The following is a 22,653-nucleotide window of genomic DNA, read 5'->3' as shown; positions in this document are numbered from 1 at the left end:
TATAAGGGATTGACGGTCCCGCTCCCTCACTAAATGACCAGGCTTAAAGCTCAAGAGAAACAAAGTCTTTATCGACTTCATCTTGAGTGATACCGATATAGCGAAGGGTGACGCCCTCAGATGTGTGACGAAGCATTTTCATGACACGGCCTATATCCTTTGTAGATTGGTAAAGAAAGTAACCTCGCGTCTTTCTCATCGAATGAGTACCTAAAGCGATATTTAGCTCTTGGCCTACTTGTTGAAATGCCATGGACACAGCACGTCGCGTGATTGGCTGCGGTGGTTTGTTTTTCAACTGTTGGCATCGGTGGGATTGAAACAAATAGATGTGGTCGGGATGTTGCTCCCTTAATCTAGCAATATACTGCTGCGCTTTGGTATTGAGCTGAATGTTTGCCAGCTTGCCGGTTTTGCTTTCACGAATAATGAGTCGGTCACCATGAATGTCTTCAAAGCGGATCGATAACAAATCAGAAATCCGAAGTGCCAGGTTTAATCCGATATGCCACACATCGGCCATTTGTGGATTACAACGAATACTCAGTAAATGACCAATCAGGCGTATGGTGTCATCATCTTTGATTGCTTGGACCTCAGCCATAATCTGCTTCCTTTTTTGTCTGTATAAGGATGTTTTGGGAAGCACAGAGCCGACGATATCAAGAAACCCTTGTGCAATAAGGGATTGAAGCTTCCCGTTTTAACAATATGGGAAGCAGGCATCGGTGCAGCTCTATGCTGGTGGTTTTGTTGAATGTTTGGTTACGGAGGGGAGTGTTCCGGGGTGGTAAGTGGATTGGCTCTGGTTACTAGCCACACTTAATCTGAATTTGGTTGTAAGCGTCCATTGCAACATAAGCTAGAAAGTTACACTCCCACATTTCATACAGCTCCGTGGTTTCTTGTAGGTGCATGCCCAGCCAGCCGCTAAAGCGTGCGAAAGCAACGTTGTTAGCAAAATCAAAAGTCAGATCGGTAACCAGTTCCGGTGTTTCATCACCCACATAAACACGGTCCGTTATCTCCCTAATGGCAATATGGCTGTCTTTCATATCGATGGTGATAGAGACTGGATGAAACCCGCCGTCTTTCGGATGGTAACTGGTGTCCTTAAAACGGATAGTTAGCCGCCCTCGGTAATTAACATCATGAATAGAGCGTTTGATTAAGTCTTTGAGTTGGTATGAAGGCTTGGCTCGCTTGCATGCGAACATAGCCAGGTTAGCAGCTTGATTCATAGTGACCTCTTTGAGGGAAATTGAGATTAGCGAATGGGGGTAATGTCGATTGAGATTGCAGAGTGTGCGATGAGCGAGCGAGTGACTGCTTTAAGCCAACTGGCGAGTAAGGTTTGTACTTCTGGCCGTTGTAAGCTGCACTGCTTAATTTCAGGGTGATAGAACCAACACCCTGCGAAGTTGAAATACAGCGATAACTCTTTTTGTGGCGTGCCAGTGACGACGACATCAAAGGTGGCGATAAAGCGAAGCCGCCAGGGCGAATCACTGGATGTGCGTTCTAATTGAATTTCAATCGGCTGAAATCGTTGGTCAGTCTCTTGAGAACGAATGTTTAACGCCAATCGTTCAACTGTATTAGGAATGGTGCTGTCCAATAGCAGGGCATCAAGAAAGCAATGCATTGGAGTAACGAGCTCATCATTAAGCCTGGAAACAATAAAATCACTCATATCCACCCCTTTTCAGCGAATGAGACACAGTCTTCACCAACTACGATGTGGTCTAAGACACGGATATCCACAAGCTTTAGAGCGTCGATAAGTCGCTGTGTAATGCGTTTGTCGGCTTGGCTAGGTTCAGCAATACCGGAAGGGTGGTTGTGGGCAAAAATCACCGCGGCAGCGTTGTGGTTTAGTGCTGTCTTTAACACTTCACGTGGATAAATCGAAGCGGCGTCAATCGTGCCAAAGAACAACTCTTCGAAACTGATCAATTGATGTTGGTTATCAAGAAACATCACCGCAAATACTTCGCGGTCATGTGCTCCTAATTTGAGTTTTAAATACTCTTTGACATTGGTTGGATTAGTGAACGTGCCTTCACGTTTGTATTTCGTAGCTAGAGCTTCGGCTGCGCGCTCTAGCAGCTCATTGAGTTCTGAAGTCTCAAAGGGGTAGTCATGGTCAGTATTTGGGGTACGCATAAGGGCTCCTTAGACTATCTGTTTGGTTATGCGTACTGATGAAATATATCTGAAAGTGTTTTAAATCAGGCTTGTTAGGAATTGGAGGATAGAAAGCAAGCGTGCCCAGAGACAGGTAAAAAATAACTGACTTGCCGTTGTTATGTAGAAATCGCTGTAAAGCAAGTTATTAACAACCAAGCCGAATCAAAGAATGTATCGGCTTTTTAGTCTCTGGAGAGTATGACAATGAGTATAGAAATTTATGTAGAAGCGGCCATGGTGAGAAAGCAAAGAGGTCGTCTTGTTGGTGGTATTGCGTACATAGCACTCGATGCTGATGGATGTATTGATGATGAAGATTGGAAGCCTGTTGACTATGTCACTGACCAGGCTTACCTAGATCTGTCAGCGCTTGCTTTTGGATTAAAGCATGCGAGAGATGGCGATATTATTTATTCAAGTAGCGATTATTGCGTCAAAGGCTTTAATGAGTGGCTAGAAGGTTGGAAGAAAGGAGATTGGCGTAAGGCAAATAAAGAAGCGATAGCTAATGCAGAGCTCTGGCGGCTGGTGGATGAAAGAAGCGCGGAGAAGCGTGTTGAGGTGAGAAAAGTCGCTGCCTGTTCAGCTGGGAAAGATGCTGCTTATAGATATGCTCTCCTAGCGACGAAACGTCAGTTGTAAAGACAATGAATCACTTGCTGGTACTGCCAGCAAGTGATTCATCTTTGTGTGCTGATCTGTACAGGACTATTAGCTGTAGTCTCAGAGTAGGTGAGTAGGCAAAGTAAAAATAACGCAGTGGCTTTTACTATTCGTTGGACAAAAAACAGTAATTTATCGATAAGACATATGCAAAAAATTTCGCTTATTTTTCCTCATACCAGTATTATGTATAATTGTATGTATATAATCGCACTAAAATACATCACATATGAAGCTAAACTATTATACCTATACCGTTAAATTCAAGACATCTGGGACAACCTGTAAAATCTGTGTGAAGGATATCATTGACCTTTACTGCACGCATCAGAAACAGCAAGCTATCCTTGAGAAGACTAATCAGAAGACTTCCAGAAAGCTCTACTTTGCTAAGGCTGCGAGCTACATGTCTGTTTATTACTTAATGACACCGACAGAGCTACATAACTATCGTAAACTAGATAAGGCTTCTGGCACTGTTGAAGATTTACAGTCTATTATTGGGAATGCGAGCTTAGAGAAAGTAACTTATGTTCATCTAGATGATCAGTTACCAGTTATAGGTATAGCTGCTTCTCATGGTGGTGCGACAGAGGAAGATGTTGAGTATTACTTAAATCAAGTACTCAATGGACTAATCTCGTCATCGGAATACACTTTAGAGCTCAAGCCGATTAACACCGGGATTGCTAAGAGCAACGTTAAAAGCATTAATATGTTATCTGAAGCAAAGGTACTGTTGCGAAATAGTTCGAGTCAGTTTAGTAAGTTAAGTTCCTTCTTTAATGCTGCTAGTAACACAGACAATCTTGAAATTGAGATTCGAGTGAAACGCAAGGCTCATAGTAGATTAGACATTAAGCAGCAGATCGACCCTCTATTAGATATCATAAAAAATGACCCTAGTGATAGAGACTTTGCTGAAGTTTACCTTAGAGGTAAAGCTCACTCAGCACAAGAGACAATCAAAGATATCTTGTTAGATCAGGCAATGATTGTGTTTGATACTATTTATCCGAAGTCTGGAAATACAATTGAGACTCAAATTCAAGATAAGAGATATGCTAATGCTCAAGTTGATACTCTAGCGAATCAAGAGTTTAGTCAATATGGAGCAAAACTAAAAACAGTCGCGCCTTGTTCGCAATGGGCGAACTTGAAAAATCAGAATTCTTATTAGAGTAATGACAATGGAAATGCTTACAGAGAATGATGAAAAATGCTGGAAGAGAGTCATATGGTTACTCTCGGCGTTAGGAGTCCCTATCATTCTTGGTATCTACCATCTTTTGTTCATGTGGAAAGGCTCTTCATTGTTTCCAGCTATAAACCCTGAAAATATATCTACGATGCTTGGTATCATAACTACTTTTAGTATCACTATGACAGGTTTTATAGCCGCAATTGGAGCATATTTGCTCTCTATATCAAGAAATCCAACGTTTAGCGAATGGAGAAATAAAGGCTACCTCACAGTGTTCTTTAATCTGTATGGTGTATCTATTATTTTTTTGCTCGCTACTTTTGGTACTTGCTTGATGATGCTTCTCACAAGTATGAGTATGTGGTGGCTGAAAATAGTGCTATCACAGGTCATACTGAATCTAATTCATATTGTAGCAATCACCTACATCGTAGTTAGTCAGGCAAAAGCCAGCGATTAAAAAATCTATATAATTCAATGCTTCCTGTAAGCTTAACCCTATATCCATGAGGATTGATATAGGGTTAAGCACCAGTATCAACTCATACCTGCCCTAAAGTGCTTTATAAGAAAGTTACATAGAGATACAAAAAAGGGGAAACGCAATTGCCCCACATTGTCGCTTTTTCGCTATTGATGATGCCCCTACAGATTTTGCAATACATGTGGATATGACTATGGAGGGTGTATGAGTCGCTCACGTTACAGAAGAAATTGGCTAATTATGGTGATAAGATCTACACCTTCAATAAAATCTCTCTTAACTTTTACTGTTTCTATAGTCTTAAATCCATGAGATTAGTATGATATTGGTGGCTTATAGCTGACCAATTTTGCCTGCTTGCATTTCATTAGATGTTTGAGCTCTGGATAGTCGTGTTTAGAGTGAATTGTTAATCGATGGCATAAGTTTTATAAGGGTACATATGTCCAAGAGTGTTGTGAGCGTCAATTTAAAGGAAGCTCAACTAAAACGAAAACTCCGAGAACACCTACATTCACTTGGCTTTACAAAATCAGAAGATGGATCTCTCTTGGCTCCTGGGAATAGTAAAGAAGTTATTCGCTCGATGCACCAAGCGCAAAGAAAGGAACGACTTGAAGCTAGTCGTAACTTTATCGTAAATAATTATGACAAGTTGCTTGGTCACTTTGCGTCAGGCTCTGATATTGTTCCTGAAAGAATATCCCCAGTATTGGAGCGAGTGGACTCTAAAGCATGGTCAGGGGACCTCTTTCGTCTAGCATCTTTAACATGGTCAGTTCCTGTATCCAATGGCTTTGGACGGCGCCTACGTTACTTAGTTTGGGATGAAAGTAATGGAAAGCTTATGGGGCTAATTGCGATTGGTGATCCTGTTTTTAACTTAGCAGTCCGTGACAATTATATTGGCTGGAATACTCATGATCGCAGTGATCGACTAGTAAATGTTATGGACGCTTATGTACTAGGTGCAATCCCACCATACAATTCATTGCTTTGCGGTAAGCTCATAGCCAGCCTTTTAAGAACCCAAGAGCTTTATAATGATTTTAGCAGCAAGTATGGTTCTACCACCGGAGTGATATCTAAGTCAGAGAAAAAGGCTAATTTACTTGCTGTTACGACTTCCTCCTCGATGGGACGTTCATCCGTTTACAATCGAGTAAGGCTTAACAATACGGAATATCTCAAATCTCTGGGTTATACAGGTGGATGGGGACATTTTCATATACCTGAGTGGTTGTTCAAAGAATTGAGGGAATACTTGCGAGAAAAGGATCATAGATATGCAGATCAATATTCCTTTGGTCAGGGACCAAACTGGCGACTGAGGGCAACAAAGGCTGCTTTATCTACTCTGGGGTTCAAGGCTGATTTGCTCAAACATGGTATACAACGTGAAGTCTTTATATCTCAATTGGCTGAGAATAGTTTAGATATACTCCGAACAGGGCAAGGGGTGCCCGATATATCTAACTTAAAATCTTCGGGAGAAGTCGCTGAATCTGCTCTTCAAAGGTGGGTGATACCAAGAGCGGCATGGGACAAAAGTTATCTTAAATGGAACTCTTCTTCGGTCACAGAGCTATTGGGATATAAAACTAAACAACTAATAGATAAAAAAAATATAGCTTAATGATACATAAATGGTACTGAGGAAAGATGGAATATGCGGTAAATAAGTTTACTGGAAAGGTCGAGTTTGCAGAACGGGCAAATACTTTTGGTATATATATATGCCACGAATGCAGAAAACCAGTGAGCTTGAGATCTGGGAGAAAGAGAAAAGCCTATTTTGCTCATTGGCCGGGTTATGGGGGCCCCGAATGTGAAAATTTTGTGCCTGGAGGCGTGTCCATAGGCGCTCCAGAGGACGAACTTTCCGATCTACCTACAATGGGGCGAATAGAGCTGTGGCTAAAGATACCAAGTACAAAACATTCTTCTTGGTACCTAGAATTAACTATTCCCCCATGCCGAGAGTCAGATGCGACCGTTACGATAGATGTTGGAGGTCGTTTTCAAACACTTGACATGAAAGGTATGTCAAAACCGAGAAGGGTAACCGCCGAACCAGTAACTGAAAGCTACCGTATAGTAAGTTTTACGGGAACACCTGATCCGCAATTTTTTAACGGTGTTGAGCGAGAGTGTCAAGCTCTTAAAGCTTTCGGAGCTACCGTTTTTAGTCCAACCCCAAGTAGCGAAAGACAAGGCTTTTCTGTTTCAAAAGAAATCAGATTAAATAGTTCGTTCGCTATGCTTTGGGCATTGCCTAGTTCCGTAATTTTTCCTGAAGAGATTACGGTTGACTCTTTGACTAATAGAGGAAAGTGGCATTTAGCCATGATAACTGTTCCAAGCCACATATCAATTGAGGCAACTATTTGGTTGAAAGAGTTTACAGGACTAGAGGTTTCTCACTCTGTCCCTTCAATCAACGTAATTTGGCCGTTTGTAACGAGAAGATCTAATCTTGATGAAATTGTTTTAGAGCGAACAAATGAAGTATTGCTTGGTATAGATCATCTCCCTCATCATCAGCAGTCTGCGAGAAAAAGACTCAAGGCAATTAGTGCGGAAAAAGAGTTATCCATCCCAAGCTTGAGAGGTGCTGATAAGTTCTTTGCTCTAGAGCCAGATCATTTGGAATTAATTGCGCTTTTTTTTGACGATGATTCGAATACGCATAGATATTTATCAATCGATAAGAAAGAAAATAACTTAGAAGTGCCTTCTCAGCCAACGGTTGATATAGCACTTACAAATGATGAAAAAGATATACAAATATTTTCTCTTCATATTGCTGAGTGTGAAAGCTTAACTTCTAACCTCTTGCAGCGTGGGTATCGATTTTCTTACATCTCGATGCCCAAAGGTGTTGAAGGGAGAGTTAAAGTATATCCATCAGAAAATACTGGAAAACTTCTTGTAGCTGGAAGTGAGCCAGCTCCTCATAATCCTAAAGCGCTGCTACTTAAAGCAGATATAAATAACCACATATCTAGCTTAATCTCTGAGCAGATTGTATCAGTTGAATTAGACTTTGGTGGTTTTGGCAATCTGTATTTAACCAATGCTAGATATAATGAAAATGAATATAAAGGAGAGGAGACGATAACTTTACCTCCATTTTTGAGAAGTAGACTATTGTTTTTTCTATCACAAATATCTGCAGCGCCCGTAAATAACTTTCTCACAGATGAAGAATTAATTCGAGCTTTCGAAATTACAAAACCAACAGTTGGTTTAGTACCTAATTACCGTTCGATAAAAAATGAAATTCTTCGGTGTGGGAGTAACTTAAAGATAGGCATTAATTCAATATGAACTATGAGTTTAGTAATGCAGCTAAAGAAAGAATAGGATCGTTTGCTCAAGCAGAGATTACTAGTTTCATTGAAGAGTTACCCCAAAGTATTCTAAGAGTGGTTTTTAAAGCCTTGCCCAAGGTCGATGGTTTTCGCCGTAATAGTATTGCTGAGTTCAAAGAGAAGCAAAAACGGCTGATTATGCACTTGACTCGTTATGAACGCTCAAAGGTGAATCCAGGTTGGACTGTTTTTGGTAAAATATGGGAGCTATGGGCAAAAGAAAATCTAGGTATAGACTTACCCGAAGTGGATGAAAATCTTGATGATGTTCAGAAGGCTTTGTATTTCTTTAACAAGTTAAGTGAGAATTATCCCAACCTTTCGCAAGAAGATGCAGATAAGTTATACAAGTTTAGTGGGTTTGTAACATGTGAGCAGGTTAATAGTCTAATTTCTAGTTTTAAGAAAAAAGCTGATATTAAACGTGACCAAATGGTCATGGAGTTACCGCTGCGCTTAAGCGAATTAGAAAGTACAGTCAAGAAAATCGAAAGTAGTTGCCGAGAGTTTGAAGCACTTCACTTGGAATCAGAAGTCGAATTTGACTCTATTGAGGAAAAGCTAGGCAGAGTAAAAGCTATCTCAGAGGAAACTACAGAGGTTTTGAGAGTCACATCTCTTATTAGTTCTGATAATGAGCAAAGCTTGCGAGAAGTTGAAGGGCGCTTAGATTCAGTAGGAATACTGCAAAATAAGTTAGATCATAGCTTATCTGTGCTTTCAGATGCGAACACAAGCCTAGAGCGACGAATGGAAAGTATAGAAGGTGAGTTAAAAAGGCAATCACAAAGAACAACTGAAATAGATACTATATCTGTGGCTATTGAGGGCCTTGAATCTCGTATTGATAACTTAGACCAAATCGACGACTTCGTGAATGTTCGAAGTCGTCTTGATGAAATGTTTAGTAAAATTAGTCAGTTAGATTTACGTTGTGAGGGTGAAGACGTACCCAAAACATCAACGCAGGCTATTCCTTCTGGCATGAAACTGAAAAAACTGGCAGATGAAACTGTAAATTTAAGCTCTATATCAGAAGCTTATGAAGCGATAGCTGCTAATCTTCATGTTGTTGGTTTCACTAAATCAGAAACCAATTCACTATCTCGTAAGATTCTAGCAGGAATCCTTTCTGGTCAAATTATTCAGTTCTCGGGATCTTTAGCTGATTTAGCGTGTGATGCAGTCTCTGCTGCGATAAGCGGTTCTAAAGTGTTGGAATGGTCCATTCCTGTCGGGTTAGTCGATAGTATTAGTTCTGAGAAATTTATCTCTAGTAGCGCCAAAACTGAAGTATATTGTGCGGTGATTAAAGGTGTAAATTTATCAGCTTTTGAAGTTTACGGGGCCCCCATTCGAGAGGAGGTGATTCGTAGACAATGCTTTTTATCAAGTTCCTCCAGAACATTTTTTCTTGCAACTGTCAAACAAGGTCCTGCTGTTTTTCCCGATGGCGGTTCGATCACCGAAATAGGCCCTTTATTTAATACTGATGAGCTTCGCATTCGACTTACTCCTCCTAGGAGCAATAAATTTATTTTTGGCAAACTTGATTATGAAGCGATGCTAGATGAAGCAGATAGAAATGTGTCATCAAATCAAGAGGATTTAGATGAACTCATAGAAGATACAGGCTTTCATGGTGGGAACTTATGGGCTCGCTGTGTTTCAAGAGCTTACAAAGCTTTGCGCAGTGTACCTGGAGGAAATGAAGAGTCAGACTTACATGCAATTTTGCTCAATTGGGCGTTGCCATGGGCTATTGCTAGTGGAAATAAAACAGATGGCATAGAGCGGGCTTTGGAACAAGACTGCTCAATTAAAGATCAAGAGATTATGGTCCAATAGGTTTATGAAGTTATCCTCATTGTCAAAAAATGCCACATTAGATTTTCTAGCTCGCCAAATTAATTGCCCACTGGCTGATAGAGGTAGGGAGATCTCTATAATCTCAGAATGCCTGAGATCTATGCTCTTTTTTTATTCTCACGGTTCTGAGGGTGATTTCTATAAAGGGCCAGTATCCACAATACAGTTAACAAGAATAGTCAAAGATAAACTGAAATTTCTTTTTGAGTATGGTCATTCAACAAATAGAAAAAGTAACAACCAAATAGATGTATTAAAGCTAGCGGATTGTCTACATAGACTAGGTGACTTGCATAAATCCAGCGGGGGGCAATGGACAATCCCCCCCATACATGCAATCCGTTGTGGTGATGAACATGCCTTGCTCTTAGGTGGTGGTCCAACCACTATTTTGCCTAACTCTCTTCGTTCAGTAGTATCCACAGTTGGCAGTTTAAGGCTTGTTAATCAACAAGCGTGTGAAGGCGAGATTGAACTCTGGGACATCGATAAGTGGGTTCAATTTAATCATCAAAGCCTAAGTCATTGGGCAAATTCCCTTCAGCATAAGGCATCAAAAAATTTAGTGGAATCTGTATATGATTCAAGGCAAGTGCAAGTTTATCTGAAAGGAAGGTGGGTTGATTTCGATGACTTGCCTGTGAGCATTAATAGTTTATCTATATGCAGAATGCGTGGTTCTGCTTGTTTCTTATACTTCTTTGGTGAGTTGATTGCTGGTCGTTTAGAAAGAGCTTGCTCAATAACGAGCCAAGAAGCTAGGAGATACCGCTTTTATCGTGATGCTGAGGATGGTAGGCCGGTCTGTATAAGTGCGAAATACGTTTCTCGGAACTTAATTCGTATGCAGATAGTTAGACCATTACCTATAGAAGAGTCAATAATTCAAAACCTTGGCTGGCGGGTTCCGGTTGAAAAGGGAGAATACGACAAAGCTACTTACTATGAGTTTCCAGTAGAGGTAGTTCCGATTATCAGAGAAGTACTCGATAGGCTTCGTATAGTGTTGGTCTTAGTAGAATAAGGATAAATAGATGGATAGTTTGGCAAATCAAAAAGTAGCTAGTAGTGTTCATGAAACCGTGGCTAATTTAAAGCGAAGCCTAAAACAGTATATTGAGGCTCAGTATCATATTCGTAATGAGTCGCTCGTTGAAGAAAGAAGCTTATTACTAGACCAAGAACCCACAATAGTTCAATCTCCTTACGTGGAAGCTACACAGGTTTATAAAGTTGGAAGGTCGTATTCAGAACTTGATATCCCAGCCCCCGTTTCCGAGACGTTAACAGAGCTATCCCAAATAGGTGTTGGTTTGTACCCTCGACCATATGAACACCAATCTCAAGCACTTACCTCTTTTTTCGGAAAGGATAGGGCAGACATAGTAGTAGCAACTGGTACTGGTTCTGGTAAAACAGAAAGTTTTTTAATGCCAATCATAGGTAATTTAGCTCTTGAAGGAGAGGAAAGACCTGAATCAGCCAATCTACCTGGCTGTCGCGCGATGCTACTATACCCCATGAATGCGCTCGTTAATGATCAGTTATCGCGGATTCGCAGGATGTTTGGTGATCCCCGTGCATCCGAAATATTGAAAAATAAGAGAACAAAGCCTATCCGGTTCGGTAGTTATACAGGTAGAACGCCATATCCAGGCAGCCGTACTGCAACTAAAGATGAGCAGTTCATAAAGCCACTTTTTGAGAACTTTTATAATAAAGTGGGTGGTGAGTCGGTTATAAAAACTCAGTTAGAAAAAATCGGCCGTTGGCCTAGTAAGGATCTGAGTGGTTTTTATGGTGCAGAACTTATTGAGCAGAAAACTTATGAGAAAGGTGTTAAGAAAGGTAAGCAGTATTCGAGAAAAAACTGGCATGAACGTCTAATTACCCAAGCTTCTGATAGAGAACTAATGACTCGTCATGAAATCCAGACTGAGTGTCCTGAACTGCTCATTACCAACTACTCTATGCTCGAATACATGCTAATGCGCCCAATAGAGCGAGATATTTTCGAACAAACGCGTGAGTGGCTAAAGAATGATTTGCGAAATGAATTTATTTTGGTCATTGATGAAGCCCATATGTATCGAGGCACTGGGGGAGCAGAGGTTGCGCTCCTCATAAGACGTCTGTGTGCTCGCTTAGACATTCCTCGTGAACGTATGAGATGTATTTTGACTAGTGCAAGTTTGGGGACTGTCGAAGATGGTGTTCAATTTGCGTGTGATCTAACAGGTTTATCTAGCTCATCTTCCCGTAAATTTGAAATTATCCAAGGAACTGCTGAAGAGAGAACGGTGACACAGTTCTGTGATTCCTCAATTGCAAATGTACTCGCTGAGTTCGATTTGAATGCCTTTCAAGGCATAGCCAATGACCTGAAAAATGCTTCAATAGCATTGACTAACCTAGCTGTGCAGTTGGGGTGGTCAACTCCACCTGGAGATTGCCCTGAAAAAACCAAGGATTGGTTATTTAGTAACTTGACAGGGTTTGGTCCATTGGAAAGCTTAGTGTCTATTGTGTCAGGAAAAGCTGTTCGATTGGATGAACTGAGTGAGCAACTCTTCCCAGGGATATCAGAAGAAATATCGCCTAGAGCTACCGATACGTTGCTTGCTTTGGGCTGTTATGCCAAAAGACTTTCTGACGGAAGGGTACTACTACCGACACGACTGCACTTGTTTCACCGAGGTTTACCTGGTCTCCATGCATGTGTTGATCCTAGTTGTTCTGCGCGCTTAGGAACTCAGGACTCCCCTATCTTAGGACGTCTACATACTAAATCGCGGAGACAGTGTGATTGTTTAGGTAAATCTCGAGTTTATGAATTGTTTACTCATCGAGACTGTGGTGCTGCATTTCTTAGAGGTTTTGTGAGTTCTGACTTGAACTTTCTATGGCATGAAGCAAATGGCCCCCTAACTGAAAATGGCGCACTGGATTTAGTCCCTATAGATATATTGGTTGAGGATAAAGTTCATCCACGTGGACGTTATAGAGAAATGTGGTTACATATGTCTAGTGGCAAGCTTATTGATACTTGTCCACTAGACCTCAATGGTTACCGAAAAGTATTTATTCCAGATCGACTAGCGACAGGTGAGCCTCTGCTATTTGATGAGTGTCCCGTTTGTATGCGTAATACCAGTCTGTCAAACGGTGAAAGCTCAAAGATCATGGATCATGTTACGAAAGGTGAGGCTCCATTTACTGCGTTAGTCAGAACACAAATGTCCAATCAGGCCCCTAATAGAACTGCTGATGCCAAACATCCCAATGGTGGCCGAAAAGTACTAATATTTTCAGATGGCAGACAAAAAGCAGCGCGACTAGCTCGTGATATACCTAGAGATATAGAGTTGGATGTTTTTCGTCAAGCGATAGCATTAGCGTGTGTTCGGTTGAGAGAATGCTCTAAAGAGCCTAGGCCTAATAATAGCCTTTACCTAGCGTTTTTGTCGGTTCTCTCTGAGCATGATTTACAAATGTTTGATGGCTCGGATGCCTTAAAGCTTATTGCTGCAAGAAATGAGTTTAGCCGTGACTACGATGGAGACCTTGAAGAGGCTCTAGAGGATAATTTTGAGCCTTCTGAGCCGCCACCTAGTCGTTATAAAGTAGCATTGCTCAAACTTCTGTGTGGTACTTACTACTCTTTAGCCGGTACCACCGTTGGCTTCGTTGAGCCAAGTAAAGCAAAGTTTAAGCGATTGGTTAATAATTTTAAAAGCAAAGGGCTTGGTTTATCGGATAGCGATGTCTCAGCTCTTTCAGTTGCTTGGATTGACTCTCAACTAAGAGCTTTTGCTTTCGATTCTTCTATCGATTCACATTTGCGTTACAAAGCTGCAAGCTACTATAAACCAACCTGGGGGAGTCGTGGACGTTTTGAAAGGGCATTTCGTGATAGCTTAACGCAAAGGCTTTCTTGGTGTGATAATACAATTGAAGAGGTCGAGAGTGTTTTCAGGGATCAGTTGACTCTAGAGCAAGGTAATACATATTTTTTGTCGCCTAACTCTCTAGTTGTATATATAGATATGGAACACATTTGGTATCAGTGTGCAGATTGTACTTCTTTAATGCCAATAGTTCTAAAGGAAGATATATGTGTTTCATGTGGAAGTAATACAGCGATAGCACTCGATCCACGCAGTGATACTTATATTAACGCTAGGAAGGGTTTTTGGAGAGCCCCGGTTGAAGACGCATTAGTTAATAAAACTCGACTTTCAACTCTCTCCGTAGAAGAGCATACAGCACAGTTATCAAATAGAGATAGAAGCAGTGTTCACTCAACCACAGAGCTTTATGAACTTAGGTTTCAAGATGTTTTGATTGATGCTGATAGTAGACCCATCGATGTTTTAAGCTGTACGACTACTATGGAAGTAGGTGTAGATATTGGTTCTCTCACAGCAGTATCGTTGCGTAATGTTCCACCTCAGCGTGAGAACTATCAGCAAAGGGCTGGTCGAGCAGGACGAAGAGGATCGTCCGTCTCTACGGTTATCACCTATTGTCAGAATGGACCGCATGATAGTCACTACTTCCTTAATCCGCATAATATTGTTGCTGGGCCACCTAGGACCCCTGAAGTAAAAGTTGATAATGCAAGAATTGCTACGAGGCACGTCCATTCGTATTTAATACAAACATTCTTCCATGAAAATATTGATTTTTCTCATAAAAAACCGAGTGATGAGACTTCTGTATTAGAGAAAGCTTTAGGTAAAACTCGAGACTTTTTCTTTGGCAGTATGGATAGTGAGCTTAGTTTACTAGCGTTTGAGCAATGGGTATCCGTTAAAGTGCTAGCGGAAGACGGTAACTTACGTAAATCCATCCTTAATTGGCTACCGACATCTTTATCAACGGGGCCGCATAATCTAGAGCAGTGGCTGCTGAATACAGTGACAGCTTTTATAGAAAAGCTGAAATGCTTAGGTAAAGATATCCCTCAAGTCATTGATGTAGATAAGGATGAAATAGCGACTGATAATGAGGTTGTTGATGAGTTAGAGCAAGAAGAACTCTTAGACTTCTTATTTTTTCATGACTTACTTCCAAGCTATGCATTCCCCACTAGTTTGAGTAGCTTTTTAGTAGAAGTTTTGGAGAAACAAAAAGGTACCTGGAAAGTTAAAACGGTTCAAAAACCTCAACAAGCCATTTCAAAAGCTCTCAGTGAGTACGCTCCTGGAAGGCTAATAGTTATAGATAAAAAAACGTATCGATCCGGAGGTGTTTTTGCCGATATGCCTCCATATGAGGTTAACCGAGCCCGGCCTCTATTTGAGGAAGCTAAGACCCTGGTTTATTGTGAGGACTGCTCTTTTGTACGAGATCCTTATATAACGCAGGATACACAACTCATTTGCCCAGTTTGTTCGGGGAATCTCAGGGAAGAAACCATGATCCAGCCAGAAGTGTTTGGGCCAGAAAAAGCTAGATATCTCCCGGAAGAAGATAGGGAACAGGAGATTACTTTTGCTACGATGGCTCAGTTCCCTCAACCGGTCAATGAGCAGGATTTTGTTTTTAAACCTTGTGGTCCAAACGCTAGCTATACACATGAAATTGGTCAACGACTTGTCACTGTTAACCGTGGGAAAAAAGACAATGAACTAGGTGGATTTTCCGTGTGTGAAGACTGCGGAGCAGCTTCGGTTTTTGATGAACGTTCTAATTTTAGTGGTGAGCATGAGCGACCGTACAAAGCGCTACACTCTAAAGGAACGCCACAAAAATGTGCTGGTGAATTTAAAAGGGTTTTCTTAGGGCATAACTTTACGACAGATTTGCTTTTGATAAGGTTTAAGATATCGGCTCCCTTGATTACAGATACTTCTGATAGCATTTCATTACATATTCTAGAAGACTCAATGCATACAATAGCTGAAGCTCTTCGTCTTGCTGCTAGTAGACATAGACAGTTAGATGTCGACCCTGCAGAGTTTGGGGCTGGCTTCAGAGTTGTGCCTGCCCTTCAAGGAGAAGATCGTTTAGTCGATCTGTTTCTTTACGATACGTTATCGGGAGGTGCGGGGTATGCGGAAATCGCTGCTAACAATTTAGATGAAATCCTGTCCACGACTTTGGAGCTTCTCGAAGGTTGCGAGTGTGATTCTTCTTGTACAGATTGTTTAAACCACTTCCACAATCAACACCTACAAACGAGGCTAGATAGATATTTAGGGGCATCATTATTGCGTTATGCAATCTATGGCGAGATACCTCAAAGTGCTCATTTTAGTGAGCAAGCTAGACAGTTGTCTCAGCTATGTTCTTTACTAGAGCTAGATGGCTATAAATGTACAATGGGTAACACTGAAAAGAGTCCAGTTATCGTTTCTTATGATCATCAAAAGCTGTCACTGGGCTGTTTTCCTGGATTAATTGATAGGGAGTTCCTCTCACATGCTTGTCAAGTTGAGCCGGATTCAATGTTGATTAATGAATATTTGCTTAAATCGAATCAGCCAGAGATGCATTTACGCGTGAGTTCTAGATTCAATCGCTAATGGAAATTGGGAAGATTACTTCATTCTAGTAGTCACCAGTTATCTTGGGTTGAGATCTACGCATAAAACTAGATAAAAGTTATAAAAAGAAAAGAGGGTGCGAATAGCATCCTCTTTTCTATAATTCATCAAGATATAACTTTTTTGTCAGAGCAGCTATTCCAATGGGGTGGCAGTTTCATATGGTTTCTGGTTTGTATTTCCATGTTATCAGAAGCCTTTGTATTTTACCTTGTAACGACTAATTGATTGAGAGCTTTATTGTCCCCAACATTGCAAGCTAGATACTAAAGCGTCTTTGCTACTATTGAAATATCCCCGTACCCTAAGCCGTACCCGTGGCGATTTCTCTACAATAAAAAAACAGTGAGATCCCTTATTTGATGCGCTCCAATAGCACGCCCGCTTCCATATGGTGGGTATAAGGGAATTGGTCAAACAGAGCAAAACGCGTCACGTTGTGTGTTTCGCATAGAATGTCCAAGTTCTCTTTTAGAGTCTCAGGGTTACAAGAGATGTACATGATGCGCTCGTAACCTTGCACCATTTTACAAGTATCGGCATCCATCCCAGCACGTGGTGGATCGACAAAAATCGTGTTGCAGTTGTAGCTCTTCAGATCCACACCTGCATCTTGTAGACGACGGAATTCACGCTTACCTTCGATCGCTTGAGTAAATTCCTCTGCTGATAGACGTAAGATTTGTACGTTATCAATCTTATTGGCAGCGATGTTGTACTGTGCAGATACCACCGATGGTTTAGCTAGCTCAGTTGCCAGGACGCGGTCGAAATTCTGTGCCAAGGCCAGCGAGAAGTTACCGTTACCACAGTAAAGTTCTAGTAGGTCACCAGTGCTTTCTTGGGTACAGTCGACCGCCCATTCCAGCATCTTCTCTGCGACTTTGCCGTTCGGCTGAGTGAAGCTGTTCTCTACTTGTTGGTAGATGTAGCTTTGACCATTTACATCGAGCTTCTCGATAACGTAGTCGCGGTCTAGGACAATCTTCATCTTACGAGCACGACCAATGATGTTTAGATTGAAGCCTTCATCATTTAAACGCTGTTTAAGGGCTTTCGCGTTTTCAATCCACTCTTCATCAAGTTGGCGATGGTAAAGGAGTGAAACCAGAATCTCACCACTTAGCGTCGATAGGAAATCTACTTGGAACAGTTTACGACGTAGTGAGTCGTTGTCTTTCATCGCTTCAACCAATAGCGGCATCAGGTCGTTGATCAGACGGCTTGCTGCAGGGAATTGGTCAACACGGTACTTCTCACGAGTTTCTTGGTTGAACATGATGTAGTAAAGATCTTCGCCTTCATGCCAAACACGGAACTCAGCACGCATGCGGTAGTGCTGCTCTGGTGATTCAAACACTTCCAGTTCTGGCATGTTGTATGGCGCGAACATATCCGTGAGACGTTCGACTTTTTCAGCCAGTTGTTCTTGGTAGCGTTGTGGGTTTACATCAAGAGTAGCCATGATCTTACCTTTTATAGTGCATTCAATTTAAGAGCGCAGATTTTATTCAATCTCAATAGGATGTCCAGTTTTGTACTGGAATTGATTTAAAGATAGTGCGTACAGACAGAGTAGAAAGCAAAATCAATCAAAACGTTACAACTTGTAAGGGCAATATTGGCTGGACAAATAATCAATAGCTGAATAATATTTGCCTCAAGTTGGTGCTATCTAGCAATCTAGATGGCTGAAATGGGAATCTGGTGTGAATCCAGAACTGACGCGCAGCGGTAAAAGAGAACGAACGCTCATCAGACACTGCATTAGTTTATGTGGGAAGTCGAGCAAGTAGGCGGTACACCCGTGCTCTTGAGTCCGAATACCTGCCAACAACTGAGCCACAGCACTGGACTGTCATGATGACAGGGCTCGGAAGGAATTACGCGATTTAGGACAATACAATGAGAAAATCCGCACTGGCGATCACTTTGGCATCGCTGCTTTCACCTGTCTCTTATCTACAGGCCCAAGAAACCTCCACTGACGAAACCATCGTTGTTACTGCAAACCGTTTTGAGCAAGCCGAAAGCCGTACGTTGGCAGATGTCGAAGTGGTTACTCGACAAGACATTGATCGCATTCAAGCGAAAACCCTACCAGATGTGTTGCGCCGTCTTACGGGGATTCAAGTTTCACAAAATGGTGGTCGTGGTCAGTTAGCGTCTTTATTTGTTCGTGGTACCAGTTCCGACCAAGTTCTAGTACTGGTTGATGGCGTACGTTTTGCGCGTGCAGCGAAGGGCGCTGTGGACTTTAACCAAATCCCACTTACTTACGTTCAACGGATTGAGTACGTGCGTGGTGCGCGTGCGTCACTTTATGGTTCAGAAGCGATTGGTGGCGTGATCAATATCATCACCATTGCGCGTGCTGACGAAGAAGGAACGAAGTTAAGCGCTGGTTTAGGTAGCTTAGATTACCAAGAATTGAGTGTGGCATCTGGCATTAAAGTCACAGAGAGCGGCCAACTGAATATCGCGCTTGGTAGTGAAAGTGATGATGGTTATAACGTTCGTCCTGTACCGGGAGTTAATGACGGCGACCGCCATGGCTTTGATACAAAGAATGGTCTGCTAGGTTACGTGCATAACTTCAATGACCAGTGGTCTGTATTTGGTAACCTACGTGCTTACGAAAATGTTTATCAATATGACAGCAGCTACGGCAGTCGCGGTTATTACGAAGCAGAAAAAGACGACCTTTCTGCCACTCTGGGCGGTAAGTATCAGTCTGATAATGTGATGTCAGAACTACAAGTAACGGCACAGAAACAGAAGTCTTGGAACTATGAGCAAGCAAAAGGCAAACACTCAGGTACTGAAGATGAACTTGAGCAGCAAAATGTCCAGTGGACCAACAGTTACTTGCTAAACAACAATACGACGTTTGCTGGTGGTATTGATTGGCGCAACGAATCTTATAAAGACAAGAGTGCGAATAAAACGTTTGATCGTACCAATGGCGCTCTGTTTGGTATGGCAACCACTAGCATTGATAAAGCAATGCTTGAGGGCAGTGCTCGCTTGGATGATAACGAAGAATACGGTAGTGAGTTCACTTACAGCTTAGCGGCTGGTTACCAGTTTGTGCCAGAGTTTGGGGTTAAAGCTTCTTTTGGTACTGCGTTTAAGGCTCCAAACCTATATCAACAGTATGACCCAACATACGGTGAGAAAGATCTGAAGCCGGAAGAGTCAGATGCTTGGGAGCTAGCATTCAGCGGTGATGTCCAAGGCGTTTTTTGGTCCGTAACGGGTTATGACTATAAAATCACGAATCTTATCGATTACCATCCAACCACATACAAATATTTGAATGTCGATGGTGAAACACATATCCAAGGTGTGGAGCTTGTTGCTGAGTTTGATACAGGGATTGTGCAGCACCAGTTGAGTGCGGATTACAAAGATGCTGAAGACGATAAAGGGCATCAATTGCAGCGCCGCGCTAAAGAAATGTATAAGTGGAACGCTTTAGTGAGCTTCGATAAAGTGGACTGGTCGGTTAGCTATCAGTATGTAGGTAAGCGTCCAGATGTGGATTACAGCACTTGGCCTTCACAAGATATCACGCTTTCTTCTTACTCGTTGGTTGATACGGCTGTGACTTACTATCCGAATGAGTCGACCTCTATTAGCGCTCGTATCGATAATCTATTTGATAAAGAGTATGAGATGGCAAAAGGTTACCCTGCCGCGGAGCGAGCGTACTATCTAAACGTTGGCTACGAATTCTAATCGTGAATGAACACAAACCGCCTTCGGGCGGTTTTTAATATTTTTGTGATGGAAAATCGAATGACGAAACCTAAGCAAGTGGTGATCAGTTGGTCCAGTGGCAAAGATTCGACATTAACGCTTGAGCGCCTTAACGAGAATCCAAATTATCAAGTTGTCGGTTTGTACACGACTTACGTAGGGAAAGAAGTCCCTTTCCAAGCAACTCCGCTTGAGGTTGTACAAATGCAAGCAGACTTACTTGCGCTTCCGCTCATTACTATCGAGCTACCTGAAGTCTTTCCGAGTAACGACATTTATCAATCGACCATCGTTAATGTATTACAAAGTAGTGGTCTGAATATAGAAGCTGTCGCATTTGGCGATATGTTTTGCAATGGCATTGCCGAGTACCGACGCAGCTATATTGAACCTGCTGGCTGGGAGTGCGTCTTTCCGCTATTAGGGGAGAGCAGCGACAAACTAGCGATGGAAATCATAGAGCGTGGTATTCAAACGATGTTGATCACCATCGACGGAAGTGTTCTCCCTCCAGAATGGTGTGGTCGCTGGTATGACAAAGCCCTAATAGAGTCATTACCAAGTCAAATTGATCCCTGTGGGGAAAATGGTGAATTTCACACATTGGTCACGTCTTCGCCGTCTTTTCAAGGGCATATCGATCTAACGAAGCGAGATGTAGAATCTGGAGATAGATTCAGCCATCAAAGATACCATGCTAAAGCATTGCCAAAACAAATCTAAGCAGTATGATCGCAACGTTTCTGTTCTTTAGGTAAGGCTCGTGCGAGTAGCAAGTAAGAAAAAAGTCCTAGTTTTTGACTCCGGTGTTGGTGGTCTTTCTGTATTCCAAGAGATACATCGCCTATTGCCGCAGCTTGACTACTTATACTTATTCGATAATCAGGCTTACCCTTATGGTGAACTCGATCAGGCGGTACTCATTTCACGAGTTAACCAACTGGTCTCTTCATTAGTCGAAGAACACCAAGTCGACATTGTTGTCATTGCTTGTAATACGGCAAGCACCATAGTGCTTCCTTCCTTACGTGAAAATCTATCGATTCCCGTTGTTGGTGTTGTCCCAGCGATTAAACCCGCATCGCTTTTGGCATCAAAAGGGGTGGGGCTGATCGCCACTCCGGCGACAGTAACACGCCAATATACTCAAGAGTTAATACGAGACTTTGCGCAAGGCAAACCAGTTGAGCTGTTGGGATCAACTCGCTTGGTGGATATGGCCGAAGAGAAGTTGCGAGGCAACAGCGTTTCTCTAGACGAACTGACAAAAATCCTGCTTCCGCTTCGCGATAAAGTAGACGTTGCGGTGCTCGGTTGTACTCACTTCCCTTTAATCAAAGAGGAAATTCATCAAGCTTTGGGTGGGGACGTTACTTTAATTGATTCGGGTGCAGCCATTGCACGTCGAGTAAAAGCATTACTATTAAGTGATGAAATTGAGGATACGGAAGAGGGAAGTAAGTCGATTTATGCCAGTGCAACTCCTTGGCAGGAAGATGCACTGAACATTTGTTTAAAGAAGCTAGGTTTTAATCCTGTTCTGGTTTACCACCATCCGGGTGTTTAGGATCGTTCGCAATTCTCACTTTTAGCGTTCTCTCCATATATTCCTTTTCATTAAGTTTATCGATAGCTGGCTTGGCATCTGCCGCAGCCATCACGACAAAACCAAACCCTCTTCTTTTTCCAGTGCGCTTATCTTTCATTAAGCGTACTGCATAGACCTGTCCATATTCAGCAAACAAATCGCGAACGTGACTCTCATTGGCCTTATAAGGAAGGTTGCCGACATACAGAGTTTTAGTTGATGGATCCGAGTCTGTTGATTGAATAGAAGGTGTCTGGCTAGAAAATGAAAATAAAAAAGCAGTAGCGATAACACCAATGAGAAAACTCAAGGCTGGTGGGATGGTGACTTGAGAGAAGACGATTCCCCCAACGACGGCCAGCCCAGCACATAAAATCAGATTTTTTTTAGACGTCATTTTAATTACTACACATAGTGATAAAGAGATCGATTGTCCATTAACAGAATAGACACATGAATCTTACGTATATGGTTGGTGTTTTTCCAACCAATTGCTGTGATATGTCTCAAATGTGACGAAGAAATATGCAAATATCACGCTTTTGGCTAACTAATGACCTGTTGAAAGTTTTTTTGCAAAAAACGCTTGTACTAATTTCTCAACTCCCTATACTGCGCATCCACCGACACGGAGTGAGACGAAAGTCACACAGCGAATCGGAAGTGAGAGAAAAAGAAATTTGAAAAAATGCTTGACTCTCTCACGGTGCGGAGTAAGATACGCACCCCTAACGACGAGCAACTAAGTTGCTGGATAAGTTAGAAAAGCTCTTTAAAAATATAAACCTATCAATCTGTGTGGGCACTCGTTGATGATAATCCAAATAGTTTCTTCGGAAACAATTTAGGTTTCAATGAAACGAAGTGACCATTGAATCGAAAGATTCAGCACAGTCAATTCAAACATTACTTTATGTAATGTTCAGTATTCATTGAGCCGAACAAAATCTTAAATTGAAGAGTTTGAT

The 22,653-nt window shown here is 41.8% G+C and carries 17 protein-coding genes and 1 riboswitch; of the genes, 11 read left to right on the top strand and 6 right to left on the bottom strand.

Annotated features, from left to right (window positions below; genetic code table 11):
- Positions 1 to 43 precede the first annotated feature (43 nt).
- The 4 genes from F7Y48_RS21815 to radC all read right to left on the bottom strand — a co-directional run bounded on the left by F7Y48_RS21815 (position 44) and on the right by radC (position 2,166).
- Positions 44 to 604 (bottom strand): tyrosine-type recombinase/integrase, encoded by a 561-nt coding sequence (locus F7Y48_RS21815; RefSeq protein WP_213906802.1) that lies wholly within the window; start codon positions 602 to 604, stop codon positions 44 to 46.
- 208 nt (positions 605 to 812) lie between these two features.
- Entirely contained in the window at positions 813 to 1,241 is a 429-nt protein-coding gene (locus F7Y48_RS21810; protein ID WP_213906803.1) for a DUF2787 family protein, read from the bottom strand.
- Positions 1,242 to 1,267: 26 nt separating this feature from the next.
- Positions 1,268 to 1,693: a DUF2787 family protein gene (locus F7Y48_RS21805; protein WP_316685384.1), complete on the bottom strand. Its 426-nt coding sequence runs from the start codon at positions 1,691 to 1,693 to the stop codon at positions 1,268 to 1,270.
- A complete protein-coding gene (gene radC, locus F7Y48_RS21800) occupies positions 1,690 to 2,166 on the bottom strand; it encodes a RadC family protein (protein ID WP_213906805.1) in 477 nt (158 codons plus the stop codon). Before radC ends, F7Y48_RS21805 begins: the two co-directional genes overlap by 4 nt.
- Positions 2,167 to 2,394: 228 nt before the next feature.
- On the opposite strand from radC, the gene F7Y48_RS21795 reads away from it, so the two are divergent.
- From F7Y48_RS21795 to F7Y48_RS21760, 8 genes are all read left to right on the top strand, one after another.
- Entirely contained in the window at positions 2,395 to 2,832 is a 438-nt protein-coding gene (locus F7Y48_RS21795; RefSeq protein ID WP_213906806.1) for an RNase H family protein, read from the top strand.
- A 250-nt stretch (positions 2,833 to 3,082) separates the two neighbouring features.
- Positions 3,083 to 4,033, top strand: coding sequence for a hypothetical protein (locus F7Y48_RS21790; RefSeq protein ID WP_213906807.1), 951 nt, complete (start codon positions 3,083 to 3,085; stop codon positions 4,031 to 4,033).
- Positions 4,034 to 4,043: 10 nt separating this feature from the next.
- Complete coding sequence (locus tag F7Y48_RS21785) at positions 4,044 to 4,517, top strand: hypothetical protein (RefSeq protein ID WP_213906808.1); 474 nt, start codon at positions 4,044 to 4,046, stop codon at positions 4,515 to 4,517.
- Between the two features lie 466 nt (positions 4,518 to 4,983).
- Positions 4,984 to 6,177 (top strand): Druantia anti-phage system protein DruA, encoded by a 1,194-nt coding sequence (locus tag F7Y48_RS21780; RefSeq protein ID WP_213906809.1) that lies wholly within the window; start codon positions 4,984 to 4,986, stop codon positions 6,175 to 6,177.
- A 26-nt stretch (positions 6,178 to 6,203) separates the two neighbouring features.
- Positions 6,204 to 7,871 carry a hypothetical protein gene (locus F7Y48_RS21775; RefSeq protein ID WP_213906810.1) on the top strand — a complete coding sequence of 556 codons (1,668 nt, stop codon included), beginning with the start codon at positions 6,204 to 6,206 and terminating at the stop codon, positions 7,869 to 7,871.
- A complete protein-coding gene (locus tag F7Y48_RS21770; protein ID WP_213906811.1) occupies positions 7,868 to 9,763 on the top strand; it encodes a hypothetical protein in 1,896 nt (631 codons plus the stop codon). Before F7Y48_RS21775 ends, F7Y48_RS21770 begins: the two co-directional genes overlap by 4 nt.
- A 4-nt stretch (positions 9,764 to 9,767) precedes the next feature.
- Positions 9,768 to 10,808: a hypothetical protein gene (locus tag F7Y48_RS21765; RefSeq protein WP_213906812.1), complete on the top strand. Its 1,041-nt coding sequence runs from the start codon at positions 9,768 to 9,770 to the stop codon at positions 10,806 to 10,808.
- A 10-nt stretch (positions 10,809 to 10,818) separates the two neighbouring features.
- Positions 10,819 to 16,314 carry a DEAD/DEAH box helicase gene (locus F7Y48_RS21760; RefSeq protein WP_316685383.1) on the top strand — a complete coding sequence of 1,832 codons (5,496 nt, stop codon included), beginning with the start codon at positions 10,819 to 10,821 and terminating at the stop codon, positions 16,312 to 16,314.
- A 376-nt stretch (positions 16,315 to 16,690) separates the two neighbouring features.
- Here F7Y48_RS21760 and trmA read toward each other — a convergent pair whose 3' ends face one another.
- Positions 16,691 to 17,800 (bottom strand): tRNA (uridine(54)-C5)-methyltransferase TrmA, encoded by a 1,110-nt coding sequence (gene trmA / locus F7Y48_RS21755; protein WP_316685382.1) that lies wholly within the window; start codon positions 17,798 to 17,800, stop codon positions 16,691 to 16,693.
- A 184-nt stretch (positions 17,801 to 17,984) separates the two neighbouring features.
- A riboswitch (cobalamin riboswitch) is annotated at positions 17,985 to 18,185 on the top strand.
- Positions 18,186 to 18,240: 55 nt separating this feature from the next.
- Here trmA and btuB point away from each other — a divergent pair.
- From btuB to murI, 3 genes are read left to right on the top strand one after another with little or no spacing between them, the layout of a single operon-like run.
- A complete protein-coding gene (btuB, locus tag F7Y48_RS21750; RefSeq protein WP_258507802.1) occupies positions 18,241 to 20,076 on the top strand; it encodes a TonB-dependent vitamin B12 receptor in 1,836 nt (611 codons plus the stop codon).
- Between the two features lie 60 nt (positions 20,077 to 20,136).
- Entirely contained in the window at positions 20,137 to 20,820 is a 684-nt protein-coding gene (locus F7Y48_RS21745) for an adenine nucleotide alpha hydrolase (protein ID WP_258507801.1), read from the top strand.
- 40 nt (positions 20,821 to 20,860) lie between these two features.
- On the top strand, positions 20,861 to 21,664 hold the full coding sequence (gene murI, locus F7Y48_RS21740) for a glutamate racemase (protein WP_301610514.1): 804 nt from the start codon (positions 20,861 to 20,863) through the stop codon (positions 21,662 to 21,664).
- Here murI and F7Y48_RS21735 read toward each other — a convergent pair.
- On the bottom strand, positions 21,627 to 22,082 hold the full coding sequence (locus F7Y48_RS21735; RefSeq protein ID WP_046874612.1) for an RNA-binding protein: 456 nt from the start codon (positions 22,080 to 22,082) through the stop codon (positions 21,627 to 21,629). The two genes, murI and F7Y48_RS21735, sit on opposite strands and share 38 nt — an antisense overlap.
- Positions 22,083 to 22,653 lie beyond the last annotated feature (571 nt).

This window comes from Vibrio sp. 2-1-2a (assembly GCF_032648565.1).
Classification (GTDB): domain Bacteria; phylum Pseudomonadota; class Gammaproteobacteria; order Enterobacterales; family Vibrionaceae; genus Vibrio; species Vibrio diabolicus.
Note: the sequence above shows the minus strand (reverse complement) of the source record. Positions and strands in the feature narration are given on the sequence as shown.